Genomic DNA, 22,186 nt, shown 5'->3' on the forward strand with positions numbered 1-22,186 from the left:
CACGATTCGGACGGTCGCGTGCGAGGGCTTCGCACTCCAACAGCGTTTATTAGCCGGATTACTAATCACGTGGTATGAACTGGAAACCGGACTGGGGACTTCGCGGGCGGATGGCGCTCACGATGTTCCTCCTGTTCGCCCTCTACATCGTCTTCGCGGGGGTGTTGTTCGCCTACTTCCAGAGCCTCGCCGTCATGGCCGGGTTCATGGGCGTCTTCCTCTTCGCGCAGTTCTTCTTCAGCGACAAAATCGCGCTGTACAGCATGGGCGCGTCCGTCGTCGACGAGGACGACGGCCCGCAGGCGCGGAAGCTCCACGCGATGGTCGGTCGGCTCTCTCAGCAGGCGGACCTCCCGAAGCCGAAGGTCGCCATCGCCGACACGCGCGTCCCGAACGCCTTCGCCACGGGTCGCTCCCAGAAGAGCTCGGCCGTCTGCGTCACGACCGGCCTGATGGACACCCTCGACGACGACGAGCTGGAGGGCGTCATCGCCCACGAGCTCGCGCACGTGAAGAACCGCGACGTGATGGTCATGACCATCGCGTCGTTCCTCTCCAGCATCGCCTTCCTCATCGTCCGCTGGGGCTGGTTCTTCGGCGGCGACCGCGACAGACAGAACATGCCGGTCATCGTCGCCATCCTCGCGTCGCTCGTCGTCTGGATAATCTCGTATCTCCTGATTCGGGCGCTGTCGCGGTACCGCGAGTACGCCGCCGACCGCGGGGCCGCCGTCATCACCGGCCGCCCCTCGGCGCTGGCGTCCGCGCTCCTCAAGATTTCGGGCCGGATGGACAACGTCCCGAAGCGCGACATGCGCGACACCTCGGAGATGAACGCGTTCTTCATCATCCCCATCAAGTCCGACTTCATCGGCCGCCTGTTCAGCACCCACCCCTCCACCGAGAACCGCGTCGAGCGCCTCCGCGACATGGAGCGCGAGATGGAGACCGTCTAAGCGCCGATGGGGCTGTTCGATTCATTCCGCGCCATGCTCGGCATCAGCGCCGAGTCCGACGCGACCACCAAGGCGGACCCCGAGGACCTCTTCGGGATGAGCACGGCGTACCTCACGATGGAGGCCGACCTCCGATTCGACTCGGCCGACGAGGCGGCGCTGTGTTTCTCCTCCGTCGACAGCACCGACTTCGCCGACACCGTCGACGCCGTGGAGGACATCCTCACCGCCGGAAGCGAGGAGACGGGCACCGAGTTCCGCCGGCACACCGACGGCCACGGCTACAACTGGGTCGTCCTCGCCGACGACGACCCCGAGGACCTCGTGACGAGCGTCCACTTCGCGGCCGACGAGTTCATCGAGCGCGGCTACGGGTCGCGCCTGCTCGCCGCCCTGTTCGGCTTCGAGCGCGACGGCGACCGCGCCTACTGGATTTACTCGTTCCGCCGCGGGGCGTACTACCCCTTCGCCCCGCAGGGAACCTCGACGCGGAACCAGAGCCTGGAGTTCAAACTCGAATCCGTCCTCGACGGCGAACTCGAAATCGAAGACGACGAGAGCTACTGGTACCCGCTGTGGCCGTCGACGCCGAACGGCCACCCGTGGGACTGACCACGCTCGCCTGACTCGCTCGCGACCGACCTTTTCGATTCGGTTTTACTTTCACGCTAGCCCGCGCTCCCGGTCGGTTCGGCGCGTCCCCCGTTTCTGTTCCGCTCTGTCCGTTCCTTCGCGACATCGCCCTTGAACCTCCGCGATAGCCTGTCTCACAGCCCCGCCGCGTCTCTCGATTTCACTTTCACCTCGCTGTTAACGAGGGTTTATGAGGGTATAGGCGGAACGACTGGGTATGGCAGAAGACGACCTCGAAAGTCTCCCCGGCGTCGGCCCGGCGACGGCCGACAAACTCACAGACACCGGCTACGACAGCTATCAGTCCATCGCGGTCGCCAGCCCCGGCGAACTGTCGAACAAGGCCGATATCGGCTCCAGCACGGCCTCCGACATCATCAACGCGGCCCGCGACGCCGCCGACGTCGGTGGCTTCGAGACCGGTTCGATGGTCCTCGAACGACGCCAGCAAATCGGCAAGCTGAGCTGGCAGATCGACGAAGTCGACGAACTCCTCGGCGGCGGCCTCGAAACGCAGTCCATCACCGAGGTGTACGGTGAGTTCGGTGCCGGGAAGTCCCAGATTACGCACCAGCTCGCGGTCAACGTCCAGCTTCCGCCCGAGCAGGGCGGCCTCGGCGGCGGGTGTATCTTCATCGACTCCGAGGACACGTTCCGCCCGGAGCGTATCGACGACATGGTCCGCGGCCTCGAAGACGACGTGCTCGAAGCCACGCTCGAAGACCGCGGAATCGAAGGCTCGGTCGACGACGAAGAGACGATGCAGGCGCTCGTCGACGACGTCCTCGACAAGATTCACGTCGCCAAGGCGTTCAACTCCAACCACCAGATTCTCCTCGCCGAGAAGGCCAAGGAACTCGCCGGCGAACACGAGGACACCGAGTGGCCGGTCCGTCTCCTCTGTGTGGACTCGCTCACCGCCCACTTCCGCGCCGAGTACGTCGGCCGCGGCGAGCTCGCGGAGCGCCAGCAGAAGCTCAACAAGCACCTCCACGACCTGATGCGCATCGGCGACCTGTTCAACACGGGCATCCTCGTGACGAATCAGGTCGCGTCGAACCCCGACTCCTACTTCGGCGACCCGACCCAGCCCATCGGTGGCAACATCCTCGGCCACACCTCGACGTTCCGCATCTACCTCCGCAAGTCCAAGGGTGACAAGCGTATCGTCCGCCTCGTGGACGCGCCGAACCTCGCCGACGGCGAGGCCATCATGCGCGTGCAGGACGCCGGTCTCAAGCCCGAGTAAGCCGTCGCTCGGTCGGCCGGTTTCACACGACTCCACGGTCTCCGTTCCCCCACAGCCCCTCCGTCTCACCCCACATTCTCCCCGTCGTCTCGTCTCCCCGAGCGGCCGCCCCGTCTCGCGGTTCTCACAATGTTGGAAACAGATTGCAATACTATCCCGTCGGCGGCCCATCGTTTAGGTAGGTGAACTCCATGACGCATCGAATCGTAGTCGTTGGCGGTGGCACGGGTGGGACGGTCGTTTCGAACCGTCTCGCCGAGGAACTCGAATCGGAAATCGACGCCGGTGACGTGGAGGTGACGCTCGTCTCCGACGACACGAAACACGTCTACAAGCCGGTGTTCTTGTACGTCCCGTTCGGAGTCGCGGAGCCGGAGGACGGCGTCCGCGACCTGCGGGACCTCGTCGACGAGCGGGTGAATATCGTCACTAACCGCGTCCGCCGGGTCGAAACCGACGAAAAGCGCCTCTACTGTCAGGACGGCGACGAGGTGCTCGACTACGACACGCTCGTCCTCGCGACCGGCGCGAAGCTCGACCCCGACGCAGTCCCCGGCTTCCGGGAGGGCGCACACCACTTCTACAGCGCCGAGGGGGCAGAACGGCTCCGCGACGCGCTCGCGGAGTTCGACGGCGGTCGCCTCGTGTTGAGCGTCGTCGGGACGCCCCACATGTGCCCGGCCGCGCCGCTCGAATTCACGTTCATCGTGGACGACTGGCTCCGGGAACAGGGTCTGCGCGAGGACACGGACCTCGTCTACACCTACCCGATGGAGCGGAGCCACGGGAAGCCCGAGGTCGCCGAGTGGGCCGACCCGATTCTGGCCGAGCGCGGCGTCCGCGTCGAGACCGACTTCGTCGTCGACGCCATCGACCCGGACGAACGGGTCGTCTCAGCGAAAAGCGGCGCGGAAGTGGACTACGACCTGCTGGTCGGCATCCCGCCGCACCGCGGCGACGAGCTCATCGTCGACTCCGGCCTCGGCGACGCCGGCTGGGTCGACGTCGACCAGCGGACCCTCCGCGCGACCGCCGCCGAGGACGTGTACGCCATCGGCGACACGGCGGCGCTCCCAATCCCGAAAGCCGGGAGCGCGGCGCACTTCCAGGCCTTCGCGGTCGCGGAGCGCATCGCCGCGGAAGTCCGCGGCCGCACGCCGACGAAGCGGTACGACGGCAAGACCGTCTGCTTCGTCGAGACCGGCCTCGACGAGGCGTCGTTCGTCTCGTTCGACTACGAGACGCCCGCGACGATGCGCCAGCCGTCGAAGCCCATCCACTGGGCGAAACACGCGTACAACGAATCGTACTGGCTGACCGCCAGGGGGATGCTCTGAGGTGAGACCAATGCAGGACCACGAATCTACCACGACGACCGAACAGCAGGTGCCCGACGAACTCGTCCGGGCCATCGAGAACAACCCGGAAGAGGTCGCGCTCCTCGTCGAGCGGCTCGGCCTCGTCAACGACCTCATCGACGTGCTCGAACTCGGCGTCGGCGCGCTCGACGACGAGATGGTCCGGTCGCTCGCGCGGACCGGCACCTCGCTCGCGGAGGTCGCAGACGACGCTTCCGACCCGGACACTGTCGCCGGGATGAAGCGCCTGCTCCGCGCCGTCGGCGACGCGGAGGACGCGGAGGCGACGCCCGTGGGCGCGGTCGGCCTGCTTCGGGCCACCCGCGACCCCGAGGTCAAGGCGGGCCTCGGCTACCTCGTCGCGCTGGCGGCGGCGCTCGGCGCGGGAACGGACGCAGAATAGCTCGAATCGCGTTCGGCTCGCCGTGTCGCCGCCGGCCGAAGTCGGCTCAGTCGTCGCCGTCTTCGGTCTTCGTCTGCTCGATTTCTATCTCGCCGTCGTGAATCTTCGCGCCGTCCTGTGCGACCTGTCGCGCGAGCACGGCGCACTTGATGCGCATCGGCGAGATGTCGACGCCGAGCATCTCGGTGATGTCGTCGGTGTCCATCGCCTCCAGTTCCGAGAGCGTCGTGCCCGGCAGTCGCTGGGTGAGCATGCTCGCGGACGCCTGACTGATGGCACAGCCATCGCCGGAGAACGCGACGCGCTCTATGGTCTCGCCGTCGTCGGCGAGCTGCACGTCCATCGTAATCGTATCGCCGCAGGAGGGGTTCTCCCCGGTGTGGGTGAACGTCGGCGACTCCAGCCGACCGTGGTTCCGGGGGTTCTTGTAGTGGTCCATTATCTGCTGACGATACATGTCTGAGCCAATGCCCATTGGTGTTCGTCGGGGCTACGCCCGAGCGCCGTAAAAGGATTCCGGGGCCGGCGATTCGGCCGAATTCGTCGCTTACGTCGCGTCCGACGCCGACGCGTCTTCCGCCGCCGGCGCGTCGTACTTCGTCCACTTCTTTTCGACGTCGCGGTTGGCCACGACGACGGTGTCGCCCTCGTCGTTCTCGAAGCGCGTCTTTCGGAGTTCGATGGAGCTGACCGTCCCCGTCACCGGGTCGGCTTTCACCCGGTCGCCGGGGTTGAAGTCGGGGTCCCGAAGCAGGTAGACGCCCGCCACCGTGTCGGCTATCATGTTCGACAGCGCGTAGGAGACGCCCAGCGCGATGAAGCCGGTCGCGGTGCCGAGGCTCGCCGCGATTTCCGTCATGCCGACGATGTTCAACAGCGCGAGCGCCGCGCCGAACCAGAGGAACACGCCCGCGACGGCGACGCCGAGTTCGACCACGAGGTCCTGTTCTTCGGGGTACAGCCCGTCGAGCACGCCGCGGACGACGAACAGCAACGCCCTGATGCCGACGTAGGCGAGCGCGAGGAAGACGACCGCGGTGAGCACCTTCGGCGCGGCGTCCTGCACCGCGGCCCCGAACTCCGCGACGGTCTCCCGGAGCGTCTCGACGAGGAAGCCGGTCAGCGACTGGCGCATACGCTCCGACGACGTGTCAGCGGGATAAAGGCATTGGGGCGACCTCGCCCCAGACACCGCGAAAAACGGACTACTCAGGCGAACAGCTCGCGAGCCGCGTCGATACCGTCGACCAGCGCGTCGATTTCCGCTCTCGTGTTGTAGATGTAGAACGACGCCCGCGTCGAGGCCGCGACGCCGAGTTTGTCGTGGAGCGGCTGGGTGCAGTGGTCGCCGGCGCGGATGGCGACGCCCTGTTCGTTGAGGATGCTGGAGAGGTCGTGGGCGTGGACGCTGTCGAGGTTGAACGCGACGAGGCCGCCGCGGTCGTCGCCCGGCGGGCCGTAAATCTCGATGTCGTCGAACTCGCTGAGGCGGTCGTAGGCGTACTCCGCGAGCAGTTCCTCGTGGGCCTGGACGTTCTCCATGCCGATGTCGTCGAGGTAGTCCACGGCCGCGGCGAAGCCGACGCCCTGCGCGATGGGCGGCGTGCCGGCCTCGAACTTCCACGGGAGGTCCTCCCACGTGGAGTCCTCGTAGGTGACGCTCCGAATCATCTCGCCGCCGTAGAGGTACGGTTGCATCTCGTCGAGGATGTCGCGTTTGCCGTAGAGCGCGCCGATACCGGTCGGGCCGCACATCTTGTGGCCCGAGAAGGCGAAGAAGTCGGCGTCGATGGCCTCCACGTCGACCGGGCGGGTCGGGGCCGACTGCGCGCCGTCGACGAAGGCGTAGGCTCCGACCTCGTGGGCCATCTCGGCGAGTTCGGAGACCGGGTTGACGGTCCCGAGGGTGTTCGAGACGTGGACGACCGACACCATCTTCGTGGAGTCGTCGATGAGCTCCTTCGCGTGCTCCATGTCGAGGCGGCCGTCGTCGTCGACGCGGATGTAGCGCACTTCGGCACCGGTCTTCTTGGCGATCTGTTGCCACGTGACCAGCGAGGCGTGGTGTTCCATCTCGGTCATGACGACCGAGTCGCCCGGCCCGAGTTCGTCGAGACCCCACGCGTAGGCGACGAGGTTCATCGACTCGGTGGTGTTCTTCGTGAAGACGACCTCCTCGCGGCCGCCGGACGCGCCGATGAACTCCGCGACGCGGTCGTGGGCGTTCTCGTAGGCGACGGAGGCCTCCTGGCTCAGATGGTGGATACCGCGGTGGACGTTCGAGTTGTAGCCGTGGTAGTAGTCGACGATGGCGTCGACGACCTGCTCCGGCGTGTGGCTCGTCGCGGCGTTGTCGAGGTAGACGAGCGGCGTGTCGTCGTCGTCGTGTTCACCCGGCGTCGAGATGTCGCCGCCGACCTTCCGCTGGAGGATGGGGAAATCCGCGCGGATGGCGTCGACGTCGACGGGGTACGACTCCTGCACTCTCATTGGGTGTGAGTTACCCCCGTAGGCACAACACGTCTTCGGTCCGCACGCGGCTTCGAAACCGGTTTCGGTTTCGCCAGCCGGTAACTGTGGCCGGTGACGGTGACGCGGCGGCGACGTGTCGGTCACCCACCCAAACGAATCAAGTAGCCCACGCTCGTTTATCACCTAATGTCGAACGCCACCTCGTCCTCGCTCGCGTTTTCGAGCCTCGACGCGCTCCCGACGCAACTCGCGATTCTGGACGAGGAGGGCGTCATCGTCTACACCAACCGCGCGTGGCGGGAGTTCGGCAACGAACACGGCTATCAGGGCGACAGCAGTTCCGTCGGCATGAACTACCTCGGCGTCTGCGACCTCAGCGGCGCCACTGACGCGACGACGGCCAGCGAGGGTATCCGCGCCGTCATCGACGGCGACAGGGAGGCGTTCTCCTTCGAATATCCCTGCGAAACGCCCGACGAGCGCCTCTGGTTCACGATGCGAGCGACCCGATTCGTCGACGGCGGCGACACCTACGTCCAGATTGCGCACCTCGACATCACCGACCGAAAGCGCGCGGAACTGGAGGCCGAAGAGAAGGCCGAACGCCTCCAGAACCTCGCCCGGATGCTCTCCCACGACCTCCGAAACCCGCTTTCTGTCGCCGTGGGCTACGTCGACTCGCTCCTCGACGAGGTGGTCGACGCCGACGGGCTCGAACAGGTCGCCGGCGCGCTCGACCGGATGGACGACATCATCACCGACGGGCTCGTGTTGGCCCGCCACGACACGGTCGGGGAGCTGTCGACCGTCGACCTCGAAACGCGAGCGGCGACCGCGTGGGCGCACGTCGACACCGGCTCGGCCGAACTCGTCGTCGCCGATTCGTTCGAGTTCCGCGCGGACCCGAGTCTGCTTGGGCACGTCTTCGAGAACCTGTTTCGGAATTCGGTCGAACACGGCGCGAACGATGGCGGCCTGACCGTCACGGTTGGCGTGCTCGGCGGCGACGGCGACGCTACGGGCTTCTACGTCGAGGACGACGGCGTCGGTATCGCCGCGGAGGCGCGCGACGAGGTGTTCGAGGCCGGCTACACCACGGGCGAGGAGGGGACCGGCCTCGGCCTGTCAATCGTCGCGCAGGCCGTCCGCGCCCACGACTGGGACGTCGCCGTCACCGAGGCCGAACGCGGCGGCGCTCGCTTCGAGATAACGGACGTCGAGCGCCCGGCGTAACGGAACGGCGTGGCGACCCGGAGAAACTGATTTTCGACGGTGGCTCAGCGGAGCCAGAGCAGTTGCGCGTGGAGCGTGCCGCCGACTTCGAGGACGGTCTCCTCGTCCACGAGGCCGGCGTCGATGGCGACCGAGACGGACTCCTCGCCGACGATGTTGGCGACGGTCGCGCGGGTGAGGCTGTCCACGACGGCGTCTTCGTCGGCGGTCTCGGCCTCGTCGCCGCCGTAGAAGTCCTCCGTCACGTCCAGCGAGACGCCGTCGTCGGTGTAGGTCTCGCCGATGCAGTCGGGGTCGCAGACCGAGACGAGGAGCCCCTCGGGGGTCTCCCGCTCGCGGAGGAGCATCTAGTACTCCTCGACGAGTTCCGCTTCGGCCTGCTCGCGGAGGTCGTCGGCCTGCTGTTGGGCCTGCTCTGCTTCCTCGTCGCGGCCGAGTTCTTCGAGCGCGCGCGCCTTCTCCTCGTGGACGCCGGGGGTGCGCATCCCGAGGCGGATGGCGTTGTCGAAGGCGTTGACGGCGTCCTCGTTGAGGCCGCGCTCGTGGAGGAAGAAGCCGCGGTTGTACCACGCCTGCGGGAAGCGCGGGTCGAGTTCGACGGCGCGCTCCGCGTGGTCGAGCGCGTCGGCCGTCTGGCCGGCCTCCCAGAGCGCGTACGCGAGGTTGGTGTGGGCCGTCGCGGCGTGCTCGCTGTCGTCGTCGAGCTTGAGCGCCTCCTGGTAGGAGCCGATGGCCTCGTCCCACTCTTCGAGTTGGCCGTGGGCCGCGCCCTTGTTGACCCACGCCTCCTGGGCGATGTCGTCGTCGTCGCCGGCGAACCGGGCGACGCGCTCGAACGCTCCTGTGGCCTCCTCGAAGCGGTTTATCTGCATGTACGAGAGCGCCACGTCGAGCAGTTTCTCGATGTCGACGTCCTCGGGGTCGATGTTCCGCTGGTCGAGGATGTCGGTCAGGACGCGCGAGTCGACCGGGTCGACCTTCGTCGGGTCCACCGAGAGTTCGGGCGGGTCGAGCGAGAAGTCGGAGTAGTCCTCGTCGAACCCCTGCCCCTCTGAGAAGCGGTGGGGTCGCTTGCCGTCGTCGGTCATATAGCCGCGCTTGGGCGCCACGGCGGTTAAACGCTACGTCAGCGGGACGACACCGACCGCTTTTTAGCCTCCCGCGGGCGAGCGTCTCCGAATGTCCGCGCCCCCGACGACGGTCGTGTCGTTCGTCCGGCACGCCCACGCTCCGTCCGTTCCCGACGCCGAGCGCGCCCGCGGCCTCTCGCGCCGCGGGCGCCGCGACGCCGCGCGCGTCACCGCCCGCCTCGCCGACCTCGCGGACGTGGTCGCCACCAGCCCCGCCGAGCGCGCCCGTGCGACCGTCGAGGGCGTCGCCGACGCGGCGGACGCCCCGCTCATCGTCGACGACGACCTCAGAGAACGCGAACTCGCGGAATCGCCGGTCGAAGAGTTCGACGAGGCCGTCGAACACCTCTGGGCGAACCCGAACGCGTCCCACCCCGGCGGCGAGTCACACGCCGAGGCGCAGGCCCGCGGCGTCGCCGCCGTCGGCCGACTCGTCGAGGCGTACCCCGACCGCCACGTCGTCGTCGGCACCCACGGGACGCTCATGGCACTCGTGTTCAACGCCTACGACCCGCGCTACGGCCGCGAGTTCTGGACGGGGCTGACGACGCCCGACGTGTACGAGGTGACGTTCGTGGACGGCGAGGCGTTCAGTATCGCCCGGACGTGGACGCCCGAGGCGGACGACCGCGCCGACGCCGACCGCGACCCGGCGGAACGTTAACGTCCGGTTCGAGTCAACTATCTGCCATGCGTTGCTTTCTCGCCGTCGACCTCCCCGACTCGCTCGCGGCGGGCGTCGCCGCGGTACAGGACCGGCTTTCGGACGCGGACGGGCTTCGATTCACGGACCCCGAGCGGGCGCACGTCACCCTGAAGTTCCTCGGCGAGGTGTCGCCGGACCGTATCGCCGAGGTGGAGGACGCGGTCGAATCGGCCGTCGAAGACGCGGGGGTCGGCCCCTTCGACGCCTCGGTCGGCGGGCTGGGCGTCTTTCCCTCGCTGGACTACATTCGAGTCGTCTGGGTCGGCGTCGGCGACGGCGCGGCCGAGTTGACGCAGTTACACGAGGCCATCGAGCGCGAGACGACGGCCCTCGGTTTCGACCCCGAGAATCACGATTTCACGCCGCACGTCACGCTCGCCCGCATGGACGACGCCCGCGGGAAGGTGCTCGTCCGGCGCGTCGTCGAGGACGAGTCGTCGACGGTCGGGTCGTTTCGCGTGCGCGAGGTGCGCCTGAAGAAAAGTGACCTCGGACCCGACGGCCCCGAATACGAGACGGTGACGCGGTTCTCGCTGTGAGGCGCGTCAGTCGTCGGTCGGTCGCCGCCCGCGACGCCGGTCCACGACACGCCGGAGTTCGCCCCGAATCACGTCGCGCTTGAACAGCAGGAAGCCCGCGAAGATGAGCGCGAAGCCGGCGACGGTGGCGCGCGTCGGCACGCGCCCGAGGACGGTCCAGTCGGCGAGCGCGGCGAAAAGCGGGATGACGTATTCGAGGAGACTTACCTCGATTGGGCCGACCCGGTCGAGGAGCCAGAAGTACAGCAGGAAGCCGCCCGCGCCGGCGACGACCGCGAGGTAGCCGGCGGCGACGAGCGTCGTCTGGGTCCACGCCGCGTCGGCGGCGGACTCCCACGGCAGGGCGGCGCTCGTGACGTGGAGCGTGACCGCGCCGACGAGCATCATCCACGCCTGCACGGCGAGTAACGACATCCCCGTCTCGCTGTCGTGGGTGAGCACCGCGCCGAGGGCGAAGGCGACGGCCGAGCCGAACACGAGAACCGCGCCGACGAGGTTCGACGACAGCAGGTTCCCCGGGTCCGGGTTGGCGATGACGACGAGGCCCAGAAAGCCGAGGACGAGCCCGACGACTCGGTGCGGCGAGAGTCGCTCGCGGGTGGCAGTCAGGCGGGTGAGCGTCGGAGTCGCAAGCGGGATGATGCCGAGGAGGACCGAGGCCACGGAGCCGGGGACGTACACCTGCCCCGAAAACAGGAGCGCGTGGTGCGCGCCGATGCTGAACGCGCCGCCGGCGAGAATCGGCCGCCACTCGTCGCGGACGGCGGGGATGACCCGGTCGCCGCGGGCGACGGCGACGGCGAACAACAGGAGCGCCGCCACGTCGAAGCGGACCGCCCCGAGGAACGCCGGCGGGACGGTCCGGAGGGCGATGTCGGTGGCGAGGAAGGCGCTCCCCCAGACGGCGGAGAGCGCGAGGAAGGCGACGGCGGTCTTGGCCCGACTCATTTGCGTCGGCTTTCGCGCCGACGGTACTGAATGAGTCGATTCGGCCGCCCGTCCGCGCCGCCGGCCCGGGAGAACACCGCGTTTCAGCCGATTCGGGCGTGCGGACGCCCCTCACACGCCCGAAACGCGAAGGAACAAGATTTTATGCGGAGGATGGAAAGTACAGCCCACTATGGGTAAGAAGTCGAAGTCTAAGAAGAAGCGTCTGGCGAAGCTCGAACGCCAGAACAGTCGCGTCCCCGCGTGGGTCATGCTCAAGACGGACATGGAAGTCACGCGAAACCCCAAGCGTCGCAACTGGCGGCGGAGCAACACGGACGAGTAAGCAATGAGCGCAAACGACTTCGAGGAGCGCGTCGTCACCGTCCCGCTCCGAGACGTGCAGGCGGTTCCGGCACACGAACGCGCGGGTCGCTCGATGACGCTCATCCGCGAGCACCTCGCCAAGCACTTCAAGGTCGACGCCGAGAACGTGCGTCTCGACACGCAGATCAACGAGGACATCTGGGCGCACGGTCGGCAGAGCCCGCCGAGCAAGTTCCGCGTCCGCGCCGCGCGTTTCGACGAGGACGGCGAGTCGGTCGTCGAAGCGGAACCGGCCGAGTAAACGGTGCTTCGCGCCTCCTTCGCCGGTTCGTCCTACATCGGCGTCTTCGCTCGCGCGACCGACGACGCGCTGTTGGTCCGCCCGGACGCCGACGACTCGCTCGCCGAGCAGATGGCCGAGGAACTCGACGTGCCGCTGGTCAAGACGACCGTCGGCGGGTCGGGAACGGTCGGTGCGTTAGCGACTGGTAACGAGAACGGACTTCTCGTGTCGAGCCGCGCGACGTCTCGCGAGAAGGAGGCCCTCACCGACGCCGTGGACCTCCCGGTCTACGAGCTACCCGGTCGCATCAACGCCGCCGGCAACGTCGTTCTCGCGAACGACTACGGCGCGTACGTCCACGCGGACCTCTCCGACGAGGCCGTCGCGGCTGTCGAGGAGGCCCTGGAGGTCCCCGTCGAACGCGGCGACCTCGCCGACGTTCGAACCGTCGGGATGGCGGCCGTCGCCAACAACCGCGGCGTCCTCTGTCACCCGAAGTCGCGCGAACCCGAACTCGAAGCGCTCGAAGCGCTCCTCGACGTTCGCGCCGACATCGGCACCATCAACTACGGCGGCCCGCTCGTCGGCTCCGGCCTCGTCGCCAACGACGAGGGCTACATCGTCGGCGAGGACACGACCGGCCCGGAACTGGGTCGCATCGAAGACGCCCTCGATTACATCGACTGAGGGCTCCGCGTCCCCCCGTTTTTCGCTTCAGTTTCGCTCCGAGTAGGAAGACCTTTCCCGCTCGCCACCCGACCGACGTGCATGAGCCAGTTCATTATCACGGGCAGCTTCACGAGCCGTGGCGTCGTCCACGAGTTCACGAAGACCGTGGAAGCACCGAACGAGAACGTCGCACAGGAACGCGCCTTTTCGCTCATCGGGAGCGAGCACGGAATCAAGCGCACGAAGGTCGAGCTCAACGAGGTGTCCGCGGCATGATGGGTGGCGGTCAGCAGCAACTCCAACAGCTCTCCCAGGAACTGCAGGCCATCGACGAGGAGATCGAATCCCTCGAAAGTGAGGTCTCCGACCTGAACACCGAGAAGAACGAGATCGACGAGGCCGTCGAGGCCATCGAGACGCTCGAAACGGGCTCGACGGTGCAGGTCCCCCTCGGCGGCGACGCGTATCTCCGCGCCGAAGTTCAGGACATCGACGAAATCGTCGTCTCCCTCGGCGCGAACTACGCCGCCGAGCAAGAACAGAGCACGGCCATCGAGACCCTGCGACGCAAGCAGGACGCGCTCGACGAGGAAATCGCGAGCGTTCGCGGCCAGATCGAGGAGCTCGAAGAGGAGAGCGACGAGATCGAAGAGCAGGCGATGCAGGCCCAACAGCAGATGCAGCAACAGCAGATGCAACAGATGCAACAGATGCAGGGCGAGGGCGGCGACGGCGACGACGAGTAAGGTAACCCCAACCTCCTACTATTCAGATGTTCGACGGACTGAAGAAGAAACTCAACCGCTTCCGTAACGACGTTGAAGAGACCGCCGAAGAGAAGGCCGAGGCGGCCGCCGACGAGGCCGAAGCCGACGCCGACGCGGAAGCGGAATCAGCACCAGCAGGCGCAGAACACGCGGCGGTCGAACCCGAGGCGTCCGAACCCGCAGACGTCGACTCGGAGTCGGACGCCGTCGGCGACGCGGACGCCGGGTCCGAAGCCGACGCGGTCGGTGACGCTCCCGCGGACGCCGCGTCGGCGTCTGCGGCGGTCGAATCCGAATCCGACTCCGAAGCCGCGGCGACCCCGGAGCCGGATTCCGAGGTCGACGCCGATACCGATACCGACGCCGACGCGGGCGACGGGCCGGCGGCCGACGAGGCCGAACCGCGCGAGTCGCTCGCCTCCGACGCCGCGAAGGCGGCGCTGACCGAGGAGGACGACGACGATTCGTCCGGTCCGGGTCGGCTCCGCCGCGCCGCCGCGTTCGCCACGGGGAAGGTCGTCATCGAGGAAGAAGACCTCGAAGACCCCCTCTGGGAGCTCGAGATGGCGCTCCTCCAGAGCGACGTCGAGATGCAGGTCGCAGAGGAGATTCTCGAAACCATCCGCGAGAAGCTCATCGGCGAGACGCGAAAGCAGGTCCAGAGCACCGGCCAGCTCGTCTCCGAGGCGCTACACGACGCGCTGTACGAGGTCATCAGCGTCGGGCAGTTCGACTTCGACCAGCGCATCGCCGAGGCCGACAAGCCGGTCACGCTCATCTTCACCGGCATCAACGGCGTCGGGAAGACGACGACCATCGCCAAGCTCGCCCGCTACTTCGAAAAGCAGGGCTACTCGACGGTGCTCGCCAACGGCGACACCTACCGCGCCGGCGCGAACGAGCAGATCCGCGAGCACGCGGAGGCGCTCGGCAAGAAGCTCATCGCCCACGAGCAGGGCGGCGACCCGGCGGCGGTCATCTACGACGGCGTCGAGTACGCCGAGGCCCACGACATCGACATCGTCCTCGGCGACACGGCCGGTCGGCTCCACACTTCCAACGACCTGATGGCGCAGTTGGAGAAGATAGACCGCGTCGTCGGCCCCGACCTCACGCTCTTCGTCGACGAGGCGGTCGCCGGGCAGGACGCGGTCGAACGCGCCCGGCAGTTCAACGACGCGGCCGCCATCGACGGCGCGATTCTGACGAAGGCCGACGCCGACTCCAACGGCGGCGCGGCCATCTCCATCGCGTACGTGACGGGCAAGCCCATCTTGTTCCTCGGCGTGGGGCAGGGCTACGACCACATCGAGAAGTTCGACCCCGAGCAGATGGTCAACCGCCTGCTCGGCGAAGACGAGTAATCGTACTCGGTCCGTCGTTCTTTCTCTCGGCCGCCTCACTCCAGTACGAGCACGACCCCGAGAAGAAGCATCGTCCCCGCGCCGACGTAGTTCAGCGCGCTCGCGACCCGCGTCTCCGCGAGCCTCGCCCCGAGTCGGTCCGCGCCGAGCGCGACGACAGAGAGGTACAGCGCCGTGAGGGCGGCGTAGGTCGCCCCCAGACTCGCCATTCGGACCCCGGACCCCGCGCCCTGTCCGGCGAACCCGGGGAGGAACGCGAGGAAGAACAGCGCGACCTTCGGGTTGAGCGCGTTGACGAGGACGCCACGGCGAAAGCTCGCCCCGCGTTCGGTCTCGACCGCGGGGTCGAACTCGTCGTTTCGGAGGGCGGCGACGCCGAGGTAGCCCAGATACGCCGCGCCGACGTACTTGAGCGCCGCGGCGGCCTCGGGGACGGCCCGGAAGAGCGCCGCCGCACCGACCGTCGCCAGAAGCGTGTGAAACAGGACGCCCGTGGCGATGCCGAACGCCGACCGGACGCCCGGCCCGCGACCGTCGAGGCCGCGGGCGAGGACGTACATCGTGTCGGGGCCGGGCGCGAGGATGAGCGCGACCGCCGCCCCGCAGAACGCGAGGTAGGTCGCGACGTCGAGTCCGAACGCGAGCGTCGTCATCGCGCGAGCCTACGATTCGTCGCGGGAAGTAGCTCAGGGGTTCGGACTCGGAACCACCTGATTGCGGAGCGCGGGCGTCTCGTCTTCGGGTTCTGCCGCCAGTCGCTCGACGTTCTCCGCGAGGATGTCGGCGACGCGCGTCCAGTAGTGCGGCGTGTGGCCGGAGACGTGCGGGGTGATGTAGACGTTCTCGAACCCCCAAAGCGGGTGGTCCTCGGGGAGCGGTTCGGGCTCCGTCACGTCGAGCGCGGCGGCGCGGAGGCGGTTGTCCCGAAGGTTCGAAACGAGCGCGTCGGTGTCGACGACCCCGCCGCGCGCGACGTTGACGAGGACGGCGTGTGTGGGAAGCGCCTCCAGCGCCCGGCTGTCGATGAGTCCGCGCGTCTCGTCGGTCAGCGGGCACGCGACCACGAGGAAGTCGGTGCGGACGAGCGCCGGTTCGAGGTCGTCGAACCCGAGCACTTCGTCGGTCGGACCGCCCTTCTCGGGCGTGTAGCGGACGCCGACGGTCTCGACGCCGAACGCGTCGAGTCGCTCGACGACCGCCCGCCCGATGGCACCGAGGCCGACCACGGTGGCCGTCGACCCCTGCAACTCGCCGTACGACTGGAAGCGCCGCCACTCGCGGCGTCGCTGGCGGCGGAGCCCCTCGTCCAGTCGGCGGGTAATCATGAGGAGCCAGCCGAGGACGTGTTCGGCGATGTTGGGGCCGTGGACGCCGGAGGCGTTGGTGACGACGACGCCGCGCTCCCGGAGCGCTTCCAGCGGGAGATGGTCGTAGCCGGCGGTCGCGCCGGCGAACAGTCTGAGTTCGTCGGCCGCGTCGAGCACGTCGTCGGGGAGCGACGTGCCGGTGATAACGGTCGCGTCGCGCGCGGCGTCGAGCGTTTCGGCGCTCGTCTTCGGGTGGCGCACGGTCGCGTCGGGCAGGCGCTCGCGGAGGGCCGCGGCGTACTCCGACGCCGGGATTCCGTGCGTGGGGCGGTCGAGGACGAGAATCGTGGTCATCGAGTGCGCTGTCGGCCCCCGAGCCGATAGGTGTTGGCCCCGAACGCGACGGATAAAGCCTTTACCGACGCGACGGCGTAGGAAGGCACAATGGTACTCGACAATCTCGGGAGTTCCCTCCGCGGCAGTCTCGATAAACTGCGGGGGAAGTCCCGCCTCGACGAGGACGACGTCCAGGAGATCGTCAAGGAGATTCAACGCTCCTTGCTCTCCGCCGACGTCGACGTCAGCCTCGTCATGGACCTCTCGGACTCCATCAAGACCCGCGCGCTGGAAGAAGAGCCGCCGGGCGGCACGAACGCCCGCGACCACGTCCTGAAAATCGTCTACGAGGAACTCGTCGACCTCATCGGCGAATCGACGGAGATTCCGCTCGAATCGCAGACCATCATGCTCGCCGGTCTCCAGGGGTCGGGGAAGACGACCACCTCCGCCAAGATGGCGTGGTGGTTCTCGAAGAAGGGGCTTCGCCCCGCGGTCATCCAGACCGACACCTTCCGCCCCGGCGCGTACGACCAGGCCAAGCAGATGTGCGAGCGCGCCGAGGTCGACTTCTACGGCGACCCCGACTGCGACGACCCGGTCCAAATCGCCCGCGAGGGCCTCGAAGCGACCGAGGACGCCGACGTGCACATCGTCGACACGGCCGGCCGCCACGCGCTCGAAGACGACCTCATCGACGAAATCGAGGAGATTGAGGGCGTCGTCCAGCCCGACCTGAACCTGCTCGTCCTCGACGCGGCAATCGGGCAGGGCGCGAAAGAACAGGCCCAGCAGTTCGACGAGTCCATCGGCATCGGCGGCGTCGTCATCACCAAGCTCGACGGGACGGCGAAGGGCGGCGGCGCTCTGACCGCTGTCAACGAGACCGACTCGTCTATCGCCTTCCTCGGCATGGGCGAGACGGTCCAGGACATCGAGCGCTTCGAGCCGAACGGCTTCATCTCCCGCCTGCTCGGGATGGGCGACCTGAAACAGCTCTCCGAGCGCGTCGAACGCGCCATGTCCGAGACCCAGGCCGAAGACGAGGACTGGGACCCCGAGGAGATGATGAAGGGGAACTTCACCCTCAAGGACATGCAAAAACAGATGGAGGCGATGGACAAGATGGGACCGCTCGACCAGGTGCTCGACATGATTCCGGGCTTCGGCGGCGGCATCAAAGACCAGCTTCCGGACGACGCGATGGACGTGACGAAAGACCGGATGCGCGCGTTCGAGGTCATCATGGACTCGATGACCGAAGCGGAACTGGAGAACCCGCGGAAGGTCGGCGCGTCCCGCGTCAAGCGCATCGCGCAGGGGTCGGGACAGGACGAAGAGACGATACAGGAACTGCTCGAACAGCACCGCATGATGGAACAGACCATCAAGCAGTTCCAGAACATGGGCGACGGCGACATGCAACGGATGATGAAAAAGCTCCAGAACCAGGGCGGCGGCGGTGGCGGTATGGGCGGTCTCGGCGGCATGGGACCGTTCTGAACCACCGCGCGATTTTCTCGCCGCGTTTTCTGCGCTCGCCCGCGCGAGTGCCTCGCCGCGATACCGCCGACTTTTAACGCTCGGGTCCGTCGCACCCCACAATGACCGTGCGAGACGTGGCGGTCGAGGCCTACAAGGAAGCCTTGCCCGCGCTCGCGGCCAGCCTCGTCGGCGGCCTCATCGCCGGCGTCGTCCTCGGGGGCATGCGGGCCGAACTCCGGGCGGTGCCGGGGCTTCTCGTGCTCGTTCCCGCCCTCCTGGCGACCCGCGGGAACGTCTACGGCTCGCTCGGCGCTCGCATCGCCACCGCGCTCCATCAGGGGCTCATCGAACCCCGGGTCACCGGCGGCGACGAGCGCCTCCGGGCGGCCGCGACGGCCGCGCTCGCAAACGGCGTGCTCACGAGCACGTTCGCCGCCGTCGTCGCGTTCTTCCTCCTCACGTTCCTCGGCAGTCGGGTCGCGCCGCTCCCGATTCTCGTCGGCGTCGCCATCGTCGCCGGCCTGCTGTCCGGCATCGTCCTGACCGTCGTCGTCGTCAGCGTCGTCTTCGCGGGCTACCGCCGCGGGCGCAATCCCGACACCATCGTCGGCCCGGTCGTGACGACCACCGGCGACGTGTTCGGCGTCCTCTTTCTGCTCATCGCCGTCAGAACCGTCCTCGCCGTCGCGGGGGTGTTCTGAGTGCCGACCGAGTGGACCGTCCGCGCCATCACGCGGGCGATGCTCCCGGTGTTGCTCGTGCTCACGCTCGTCGAACTCGGAAGCGGTCTCGTCCTCGGGAGCTTCGAGGCGCAACTGCTCCGCTACCCGTCGCTTCTCGTGCTCGTCCCCGTCACCATCGGGACCGCGGGGAACCTCGGGAGCGTCCTCGCGGCGCGCCTTTCCACGTCGTTCCACCTCGGGACGCTCTCGTTTTCGCCCCGCGACGACGAACTCGCGGGCAACGCCGTCGCCACGGTCGCCCTCGCGGTGACGGTGTTTCCCGTCATCGGCGCGGGCGCGTGGGTCGCCACGCTCCTCGTCTCCGGCGACACGTCGCTTGCCCTGCAGAAGGTCGTCCTCATCGCGCTGTCGAGCGGGATTTCGCTGGCCGTCCTCGCGGTCGCCGTGACGTTTTCTGCGACCTACGTCGCCTACCGGTTCGGCCTCGACCCCGACGACGTGGTCATCCCCGTCGTCACCAACGTCTGCGACGTGCTGGGCGTCGTCGTCCTGTTCGGAGTCGCGCAGGTGCTCGTCTGACTCGACGTTCGAACCGTCCCCCGCCGACCGCCCCGCCGACCGACGCCGATTAGTTCGCTCGGCACCGACCCTCGGTCGTGCAGTCGTCGGCCGTCCTCCCGGTGTTGTTCGAGGTGCTCCCGCGAGTCGCGCGCATCGCCGCCTACATCGCCGTGGGCGTCTTCGCCGCGAACCTCGTCGTCGCCTTCGGCCTCGTCGAACGCATCGCCGGCCTCTCGCGGTATCTGACGAGTCCCGCGAACCTCCCCGACGAGGTCGGGACGGCCATCGTCACCACCGCCGCCTCGACGACGGCGGGCTACGGGATGCTCGCGGAGTTCCGCGAGTCGGGCGTCCTCGACGACCGGGCGACCCTCGTCGCCGTCACCATCAACACGTTCTTCGGCTTCGTCCAGCACATCTTCACGTTCTACTGGCCGGTGCTCATCCCCATCCTCGGCCGCGAGGTCGGCTTCATGTACGTCGGCGCGCGGGCGGCCATCGCGCTCGCCATCACCGCGACCGGCGTCGTCGCCGGCGCGGTCCTCCTCTCGGACCGAAACACGACCCCCGTCGCGGTCGCCGAGACCGACGGCTCGGGCGGCGCGGTCGATGCGGCCGCCGCGGACGGTGCGGGCGGTGGCGACGCGGCCGACTCCAGCGACGCGGCCGACTCCAGCGACGCGGCCGACACCGACGACACGCTCCGCGAGACGGTCGAAGACGCCGCTCGGAGCACGTGGGACAAGCTTCGGCGCATCGTTCCGCGGTTGGCCGTCGTTTACGTGGCCGTCACGCTCCTCCTGCGGACGACCGACCTCGAATCGTTCGCGGCGCTCGCCAGTCCGCTGACGAACCTCGTCGGCCTGCCGGGCGCGGCCGTCCCCGTCGTCGTCGCCTTCGCGTTCGACACGACGACCGGCGCGGCGACCATCGCGCCGGCCGTCGGCGAGACGTTCACGCCGAAGCAGGCCGTGGCGACGATGCTCATCGGCGGCATCATCTCCTTTGCCGTCTCGACGTTCAAGCGGTCGATACCCTTCCAGTACGGCATCTGGGGCCCCGAGTTCGGGTCGAAGGTCATCGCCGTCAACACGGGGCTGAAAATCGTCTTCATCGGCGTCGCGGTGGCGTTGCTCGTCGCCTGAGTAGCGAGAAACGGCCCAGCCGCCGCAGTCCAGTCGACCGATTCAGCGGCCGTTCGGGTCCACCGGCCGCCCGTCTTCGGTCGGCGGCGCGATGTAGTCGATGACCTCGTCGACGGAGGGGTCGCGGACGGTCACGTGCACGTCGATGTCGCCGAGTTCGTCGGGGTTGCCGACCGAGAAGTTGACGACGCCCTTGAACGCGGCCTGCTTTTTCAGCGCGAACGAAAAGCCGTCGTCGTCGCGGCGCTTTGCGAACTCCCGGCGGGCGGTGTCGAGGATGGCCTGCTCGTGGAGGCGCTCGGAGAACCGCTCCAGTTCGTGGGTCTCGCCGACGAGTTTGCCCGGTTCGTGGTCGAGTTCGACGCCGGGGAAGATGTTCTCGACGGCGTCGCCGACGCGGTCGGTGACCTCGGTGTCGCGGACGGGCACCTCGATGCGGACGTCGACGCTGTAAATCATGCTCACGCGTCGGCCTCCGCGAGCGCTTCCGGCCCCTCTTCGAACAGTCGGGTGATGGTCTCGCGGTACTCGGCCAGCGTGCCGGTGTTCTGGATGACCACGTCGGCGCGGTCCATCGCGTCGCCCATGCCGAAGTCGAGTTCGCGGCGCTCGCGCTTTTTCAGCGCCTCCACGTCGGTGTCGCTGTCGTCGCGGTCGCGGTCGAGCAGGCGCTCGGCGCGCGTCTCGAACGGCGCTTCGACGCTCACGAGGACGAAGTCGTCGCCGAACGCCTCGCGGAAGCGGTCGAGTTCGACGCCCGACCGAAGCCCGTCGACGACCACCACGTCGTTCGATTCGAGGAGGTCTTCGACCATCGGCAGGGACCGCGCGGCGATGGCGTCGTCGCCCTCCTCCTCGCGGAGCGCGGTCGCTATCTTCCCGTGGTCCGTCGCGGGGTCGAGGCCGCGCTCGCGACACTCCTCGCGGATGACGTCGCCCATCGTCACGACGGGCACGCCCGCGTTGCGGGCCACCTCGGCGAGTTCGCCCTTGCCGCTTCCCGGCAGGCCGACCGTCCCGATGACTCTCATAGCCGGTGTTACCGCGTTGGCGCTGTTAAAGCCTCCCTTCACGTCGCTCCGGGTGGCGGGTTTCGCCTCCCTTCCCCCACATCCGGCCCGACCCCGTCGCTTTTCGCCCCGGACCGCGTACTACGCCCATGTCTCAGCGCTCGTTCGTCGTCCGCGCACTCTGGTTCGTGTTCGTCGGCTGGTGGGCGACGCCCGCCGTCGTCAACGTCGCGTGGTTCCTGAACGCCACCGTCATCGGCATCCCACTTGGCGTCGCGCTCATCAACCTCGTTCCGACGGTGCTCTCGTTGAAGGAGCCGAAAACCCGGCTCGACCCCGACTCGGGTCGCGGCCAGCGGTCACTCGTCGTTCGCGCCGTCTACTTCGTGTTCGTCGGCTGGTGGCTGAGCTGGCTCTGGGCGAACGTGGCGGTGCTGTTCACGCTCACCATCATCGGCCTCCCGGTCGGCATCTGGATGCTCAACCGGCTCCCGGCGGTCACGTCGCTGTACCGATTCGACGGGTAGAACCCGATTCGTTTTTCTTGCAGGGACGGTTTGTGGGCATCGAGGGCGCGTAGCTCAGTCGGACAGAGCGTCGGACTTCTAATCCGATGGTCGCGGGTTCGAATCCCGTCGCGCTC

29 protein-coding genes are annotated in these 22,186 nt (G+C 67.8%); 19 read left to right on the forward strand and 10 right to left on the reverse strand.

Annotation, left to right across the window (positions count from 1 at the left end):
* Positions 1–74 precede the first annotated feature (74 nt).
* The 5 genes from htpX to C441_RS15255 all read left to right on the forward strand — a co-directional run bounded on the left by htpX (position 75) and on the right by C441_RS15255 (position 4,599).
* A complete protein-coding gene (gene htpX, locus C441_RS15235; RefSeq protein ID WP_007275883.1) occupies positions 75–956 on the forward strand; it encodes a zinc metalloprotease HtpX in 882 nt (293 codons plus the stop codon).
* Positions 957–962: 6 nt separating this feature from the next.
* Positions 963–1,568, forward strand: a complete 606-nt coding sequence (gene pspAB / locus C441_RS15240; protein WP_007275884.1) for a PspA-associated protein PspAB — start codon at positions 963–965, stop codon at positions 1,566–1,568.
* 238 nt (positions 1,569–1,806) lie between these two features.
* A complete protein-coding gene (gene radA / locus C441_RS15245) occupies positions 1,807–2,838 on the forward strand; it encodes a DNA repair and recombination protein RadA (RefSeq protein ID WP_004968859.1) in 1,032 nt (343 codons plus the stop codon).
* Positions 2,839–3,029: 191 nt separating this feature from the next.
* Entirely contained in the window at positions 3,030–4,175 is a 1,146-nt protein-coding gene (locus C441_RS15250; protein ID WP_049920627.1) for an NAD(P)/FAD-dependent oxidoreductase, read from the forward strand.
* A 10-nt stretch (positions 4,176–4,185) separates the two neighbouring features.
* Positions 4,186–4,599 carry a DUF1641 domain-containing protein gene (locus tag C441_RS15255; RefSeq protein ID WP_007275886.1) on the forward strand — a complete coding sequence of 138 codons (414 nt, stop codon included), beginning with the start codon at positions 4,186–4,188 and terminating at the stop codon, positions 4,597–4,599.
* Between the two features lie 46 nt (positions 4,600–4,645).
* On the opposite strand, the gene sufU is transcribed toward C441_RS15255, so the two are convergent.
* From sufU to sufS, 3 genes are all read right to left on the reverse strand, one after another.
* Entirely contained in the window at positions 4,646–5,074 is a 429-nt protein-coding gene (sufU, locus tag C441_RS15260; protein WP_004968864.1) for a Fe-S cluster assembly sulfur transfer protein SufU, read from the reverse strand.
* Positions 5,075–5,146: 72 nt separating this feature from the next.
* Positions 5,147–5,734, reverse strand: a complete 588-nt coding sequence (locus tag C441_RS15265) for a mechanosensitive ion channel domain-containing protein (RefSeq protein ID WP_007275887.1) — start codon at positions 5,732–5,734, stop codon at positions 5,147–5,149.
* A gap of 74 nt (positions 5,735–5,808) precedes the next feature.
* The gene (sufS, locus tag C441_RS15270; protein ID WP_239640838.1) at positions 5,809–7,083 is read right to left on the reverse strand and encodes a bifunctional cysteine desulfurase/selenocysteine lyase SufS; all 1,275 of its coding nucleotides are present in this window, start codon (positions 7,081–7,083) and stop codon (positions 5,809–5,811) included.
* A gap of 174 nt (positions 7,084–7,257) precedes the next feature.
* On the opposite strand from sufS, the gene C441_RS15275 reads away from it, so the two are divergent.
* Positions 7,258–8,304, forward strand: a complete 1,047-nt coding sequence (locus C441_RS15275; protein ID WP_007275889.1) for a PAS domain-containing sensor histidine kinase — start codon at positions 7,258–7,260, stop codon at positions 8,302–8,304.
* A 44-nt stretch (positions 8,305–8,348) separates the two neighbouring features.
* On the opposite strand, the gene C441_RS15280 is transcribed toward C441_RS15275, so the two are convergent.
* Both C441_RS15280 and C441_RS15285 read right to left on the reverse strand, forming a co-directional pair.
* Positions 8,349–8,651: a DUF424 domain-containing protein gene (locus C441_RS15280; protein ID WP_004968868.1), complete on the reverse strand. Its 303-nt coding sequence runs from the start codon at positions 8,649–8,651 to the stop codon at positions 8,349–8,351.
* Complete coding sequence (locus tag C441_RS15285; protein ID WP_007275890.1) at positions 8,652–9,392, reverse strand: tetratricopeptide repeat protein; 741 nt, start codon at positions 9,390–9,392, stop codon at positions 8,652–8,654. It lies immediately after the preceding gene.
* Between the two features lie 91 nt (positions 9,393–9,483).
* Between C441_RS15285 and C441_RS15290 the strand changes: the two genes are divergently transcribed.
* Both C441_RS15290 and thpR read left to right on the forward strand, forming a co-directional pair.
* Positions 9,484–10,098: a histidine phosphatase family protein gene (locus tag C441_RS15290; RefSeq protein ID WP_007275891.1), complete on the forward strand. Its 615-nt coding sequence runs from the start codon at positions 9,484–9,486 to the stop codon at positions 10,096–10,098.
* A gap of 26 nt (positions 10,099–10,124) precedes the next feature.
* Complete coding sequence (thpR, locus tag C441_RS15295; protein WP_007275892.1) at positions 10,125–10,679, forward strand: RNA 2',3'-cyclic phosphodiesterase; 555 nt, start codon at positions 10,125–10,127, stop codon at positions 10,677–10,679.
* Between the two features lie 6 nt (positions 10,680–10,685).
* Here the strand turns inward: thpR and C441_RS15300 are convergent, their stop codons facing one another.
* The gene (locus C441_RS15300; RefSeq protein ID WP_007275893.1) at positions 10,686–11,627 is read right to left on the reverse strand and encodes a DMT family transporter; all 942 of its coding nucleotides are present in this window, start codon (positions 11,625–11,627) and stop codon (positions 10,686–10,688) included.
* Between the two features lie 172 nt (positions 11,628–11,799).
* Between C441_RS15300 and C441_RS15305 the strand changes: the two genes are divergently transcribed.
* From C441_RS15305 to ftsY, 6 genes are all read left to right on the forward strand, one after another.
* Positions 11,800–11,952, forward strand: coding sequence for a 50S ribosomal protein L39e (locus tag C441_RS15305; protein ID WP_004045214.1), 153 nt, complete (start codon positions 11,800–11,802; stop codon positions 11,950–11,952).
* A gap of 3 nt (positions 11,953–11,955) precedes the next feature.
* Positions 11,956–12,234: a 50S ribosomal protein L31e gene (locus tag C441_RS15310; RefSeq protein ID WP_004045216.1), complete on the forward strand. Its 279-nt coding sequence runs from the start codon at positions 11,956–11,958 to the stop codon at positions 12,232–12,234.
* A gap of 3 nt (positions 12,235–12,237) precedes the next feature.
* On the forward strand, positions 12,238–12,903 hold the full coding sequence (locus C441_RS15315; protein ID WP_007275894.1) for a translation initiation factor IF-6: 666 nt from the start codon (positions 12,238–12,240) through the stop codon (positions 12,901–12,903).
* Between the two features lie 81 nt (positions 12,904–12,984).
* Complete coding sequence (rpl18a, locus tag C441_RS15320) at positions 12,985–13,161, forward strand: 50S ribosomal protein L18Ae (protein WP_007275895.1); 177 nt, start codon at positions 12,985–12,987, stop codon at positions 13,159–13,161.
* Complete coding sequence (pfdA, locus tag C441_RS15325; RefSeq protein ID WP_007275896.1) at positions 13,161–13,631, forward strand: prefoldin subunit alpha; 471 nt, start codon at positions 13,161–13,163, stop codon at positions 13,629–13,631. Before rpl18a ends, pfdA begins: the two co-directional genes overlap by 1 nt.
* A gap of 26 nt (positions 13,632–13,657) precedes the next feature.
* The gene (gene ftsY, locus C441_RS15330) at positions 13,658–15,016 is read left to right on the forward strand and encodes a signal recognition particle-docking protein FtsY (RefSeq protein WP_007275897.1); all 1,359 of its coding nucleotides are present in this window, start codon (positions 13,658–13,660) and stop codon (positions 15,014–15,016) included.
* A gap of 35 nt (positions 15,017–15,051) precedes the next feature.
* Here ftsY and C441_RS15335 read toward each other — a convergent pair whose 3' ends face one another.
* Together C441_RS15335 and C441_RS15340 are read right to left on the reverse strand one after the other, a co-directional pair.
* Positions 15,052–15,669, reverse strand: a complete 618-nt coding sequence (locus C441_RS15335; protein WP_007275898.1) for a LysE family translocator — start codon at positions 15,667–15,669, stop codon at positions 15,052–15,054.
* Positions 15,670–15,702: 33 nt separating this feature from the next.
* Positions 15,703–16,677 (reverse strand): D-2-hydroxyacid dehydrogenase, encoded by a 975-nt coding sequence (locus C441_RS15340; protein WP_007275899.1) that lies wholly within the window; start codon positions 16,675–16,677, stop codon positions 15,703–15,705.
* 90 nt (positions 16,678–16,767) lie between these two features.
* Here C441_RS15340 and C441_RS15345 point away from each other — a divergent pair, with 90 nt between their 5' ends.
* The 4 genes from C441_RS15345 (at position 16,768) to C441_RS15360 (ending at position 20,533) form a co-directional block, all read left to right on the forward strand.
* A complete protein-coding gene (locus C441_RS15345; RefSeq protein ID WP_007275900.1) occupies positions 16,768–18,162 on the forward strand; it encodes a signal recognition particle protein Srp54 in 1,395 nt (464 codons plus the stop codon).
* A 101-nt stretch (positions 18,163–18,263) separates the two neighbouring features.
* A complete protein-coding gene (locus C441_RS15350; protein WP_007275901.1) occupies positions 18,264–18,845 on the forward strand; it encodes a magnesium transporter in 582 nt (193 codons plus the stop codon).
* Positions 18,846–19,406, forward strand: coding sequence for a magnesium transporter (locus C441_RS15355; protein ID WP_004968883.1), 561 nt, complete (start codon positions 18,846–18,848; stop codon positions 19,404–19,406).
* Between the two features lie 77 nt (positions 19,407–19,483).
* Complete coding sequence (locus C441_RS15360; protein ID WP_007275902.1) at positions 19,484–20,533, forward strand: hypothetical protein; 1,050 nt, start codon at positions 19,484–19,486, stop codon at positions 20,531–20,533.
* 42 nt (positions 20,534–20,575) lie between these two features.
* Here C441_RS15360 and C441_RS15365 read toward each other — a convergent pair whose 3' ends face one another.
* Positions 20,576–20,992, reverse strand: a complete 417-nt coding sequence (locus tag C441_RS15365) for an RNA-binding domain-containing protein (RefSeq protein ID WP_007275903.1) — start codon at positions 20,990–20,992, stop codon at positions 20,576–20,578.
* 2 nt (positions 20,993–20,994) lie between these two features.
* Positions 20,995–21,564: an AAA family ATPase gene (locus tag C441_RS15370; protein WP_007275904.1), complete on the reverse strand. Its 570-nt coding sequence runs from the start codon at positions 21,562–21,564 to the stop codon at positions 20,995–20,997.
* A gap of 128 nt (positions 21,565–21,692) precedes the next feature.
* On the opposite strand from C441_RS15370, the gene C441_RS15375 reads away from it, so the two are divergent.
* Positions 21,693–22,070 carry a YccF domain-containing protein gene (locus tag C441_RS15375; protein ID WP_007275905.1) on the forward strand — a complete coding sequence of 126 codons (378 nt, stop codon included), beginning with the start codon at positions 21,693–21,695 and terminating at the stop codon, positions 22,068–22,070.
* Positions 22,071–22,186 lie beyond the last annotated feature (116 nt).

The organism is Haloferax sulfurifontis ATCC BAA-897 (genome assembly GCF_000337835.1).
GTDB lineage: Archaea > Halobacteriota > Halobacteria > Halobacteriales > Haloferacaceae > Haloferax > Haloferax denitrificans.

Excerpts from the sequence above, each read along its gene's own strand:
- C441_RS15285 (WP_007275890.1), bottom strand. The coding sequence starts at position 9,392 with ATGACCGACGACGGCAAGCGACCCCACCGCTTCTCAGAGGGGCAGGGG.
- C441_RS15275 (WP_007275889.1), top strand. The coding sequence starts at position 7,258 with ATGTCGAACGCCACCTCGTCCTCGCTCGCGTTTTCGAGCCTCGACGCG.
- rpl18a (WP_007275895.1), top strand. The coding sequence starts at position 12,985 with ATGAGCCAGTTCATTATCACGGGCAGCTTCACGAGCCGTGGCGTCGTC.
- pfdA (WP_007275896.1), top strand. The coding sequence starts at position 13,161 with ATGGGTGGCGGTCAGCAGCAACTCCAACAGCTCTCCCAGGAACTGCAG.
- C441_RS15370 (WP_007275904.1), bottom strand. The coding sequence starts at position 21,564 with ATGAGAGTCATCGGGACGGTCGGCCTGCCGGGAAGCGGCAAGGGCGAA.
- C441_RS15345 (WP_007275900.1), top strand. The coding sequence starts at position 16,768 with ATGGTACTCGACAATCTCGGGAGTTCCCTCCGCGGCAGTCTCGATAAA.
- C441_RS15340 (WP_007275899.1), bottom strand. The coding sequence starts at position 16,677 with ATGACCACGATTCTCGTCCTCGACCGCCCCACGCACGGAATCCCGGCG.
- pspAB (WP_007275884.1), top strand. The coding sequence starts at position 963 with ATGGGGCTGTTCGATTCATTCCGCGCCATGCTCGGCATCAGCGCCGAG.
- sufU (WP_004968864.1), bottom strand. The coding sequence starts at position 5,074 with ATGGGCATTGGCTCAGACATGTATCGTCAGCAGATAATGGACCACTAC.
- C441_RS15305 (WP_004045214.1), top strand. The coding sequence starts at position 11,800 with ATGGGTAAGAAGTCGAAGTCTAAGAAGAAGCGTCTGGCGAAGCTCGAA.
- C441_RS15335 (WP_007275898.1), bottom strand. The coding sequence starts at position 15,669 with ATGACGACGCTCGCGTTCGGACTCGACGTCGCGACCTACCTCGCGTTC.
- C441_RS15350 (WP_007275901.1), top strand. The coding sequence starts at position 18,264 with ATGACCGTGCGAGACGTGGCGGTCGAGGCCTACAAGGAAGCCTTGCCC.
- C441_RS15290 (WP_007275891.1), top strand. The coding sequence starts at position 9,484 with ATGTCCGCGCCCCCGACGACGGTCGTGTCGTTCGTCCGGCACGCCCAC.
- thpR (WP_007275892.1), top strand. The coding sequence starts at position 10,125 with ATGCGTTGCTTTCTCGCCGTCGACCTCCCCGACTCGCTCGCGGCGGGC.
- C441_RS15300 (WP_007275893.1), bottom strand. The coding sequence starts at position 11,627 with ATGAGTCGGGCCAAGACCGCCGTCGCCTTCCTCGCGCTCTCCGCCGTC.
- C441_RS15255 (WP_007275886.1), top strand. The coding sequence starts at position 4,186 with ATGCAGGACCACGAATCTACCACGACGACCGAACAGCAGGTGCCCGAC.
- ftsY (WP_007275897.1), top strand. The coding sequence starts at position 13,658 with ATGTTCGACGGACTGAAGAAGAAACTCAACCGCTTCCGTAACGACGTT.
- C441_RS15375 (WP_007275905.1), top strand. The coding sequence starts at position 21,693 with ATGTCTCAGCGCTCGTTCGTCGTCCGCGCACTCTGGTTCGTGTTCGTC.
- C441_RS15250 (WP_049920627.1), top strand. The coding sequence starts at position 3,030 with ATGACGCATCGAATCGTAGTCGTTGGCGGTGGCACGGGTGGGACGGTC.
- C441_RS15280 (WP_004968868.1), bottom strand. The coding sequence starts at position 8,651 with ATGCTCCTCCGCGAGCGGGAGACCCCCGAGGGGCTCCTCGTCTCGGTC.
- C441_RS15365 (WP_007275903.1), bottom strand. The coding sequence starts at position 20,992 with ATGATTTACAGCGTCGACGTCCGCATCGAGGTGCCCGTCCGCGACACC.
- C441_RS15310 (WP_004045216.1), top strand. The coding sequence starts at position 11,956 with ATGAGCGCAAACGACTTCGAGGAGCGCGTCGTCACCGTCCCGCTCCGA.
- C441_RS15265 (WP_007275887.1), bottom strand. The coding sequence starts at position 5,734 with ATGCGCCAGTCGCTGACCGGCTTCCTCGTCGAGACGCTCCGGGAGACC.
- radA (WP_004968859.1), top strand. The coding sequence starts at position 1,807 with ATGGCAGAAGACGACCTCGAAAGTCTCCCCGGCGTCGGCCCGGCGACG.
- htpX (WP_007275883.1), top strand. The coding sequence starts at position 75 with ATGAACTGGAAACCGGACTGGGGACTTCGCGGGCGGATGGCGCTCACG.